Origin of the sequence: Fictibacillus arsenicus, assembly GCF_001999465.1 — a bacterium.
GTDB lineage: Bacteria > Bacillota > Bacilli > Bacillales > Fictibacillaceae > Fictibacillus > Fictibacillus arsenicus.
In genome coordinates, this window is the sequence record NZ_MQMF01000077.1 from 1 (window position 1) to 697 (window position 697).

The 697-nt window shown below is 67.3% G+C and carries 1 protein-coding gene; it reads left to right on the top strand.

Annotated elements, in window-relative coordinates; genetic code table 11:
- Window positions 1–697, top strand: a 697-nt coding sequence (locus tag UN64_RS21200; RefSeq protein WP_369073193.1) for a tyrosine-type recombinase/integrase, incomplete at both ends; no start/stop codon positions are given.

Consider the following 697-nt stretch of genomic DNA (forward strand, 5'->3'; position numbering starts at 1 on the left):
TGGTCCGCACCACCCATGCCACCAAGGATGCTGCCGCAGCATGGTTGCGGGACCAGGATGTTGCTACGGCCACCGGGTCTCTGGCGGACCGTGCCAGGTCCCGTGCGACCGTCCGTGAGCTGGGGAAGGTGTGGCTTGCTTCCCGGGTGCACGTCAGCCCCCGCACCCGTACCGATGATGAGTGGATCTGGGAGCGACACATCGAACCGGTGTGGGGTGACCATGCGGTCGGAGCGATCCGCCGTGAAAATGTTCAGTCGTGGGTCGGTGACCTTGCCGGCCGATTCGCGGCCCGGACGGTGGACACCATTGTTCGACGGTTGCAGACCTTCCTCACCTGGTGTGTGGAGCACCAGTACCTCACCGTGTCCCCGGCCGTGAACCTGGCCCTGCCTCGGGGGAACAAGCGGGAGCACTACTACCTGAGTGTGGGCGAGTTCCGGGCGTTGCAGGCCGCGTTGCCGGTGTGGGCGCGAGACCCTGTGCTGTTCGCTGCCACCACCGGGGTTCGCCCCGGTGAGCTCTGGGAGCTGCGGGCCGGAGACGTGGACCTTGGCCGGCGTCGCGTCCGGGTGTCTAGGGCGGTGTCTCATCAGGGTGCTGGGGTGCGGGTTGGTCCGCCGAAGAATGGGAAGTCCAGGGATGTGCCGGTGGCCCCTGGTGTGGCGGAGATGCTGCGGCCTCGTGTGAAGGGGCA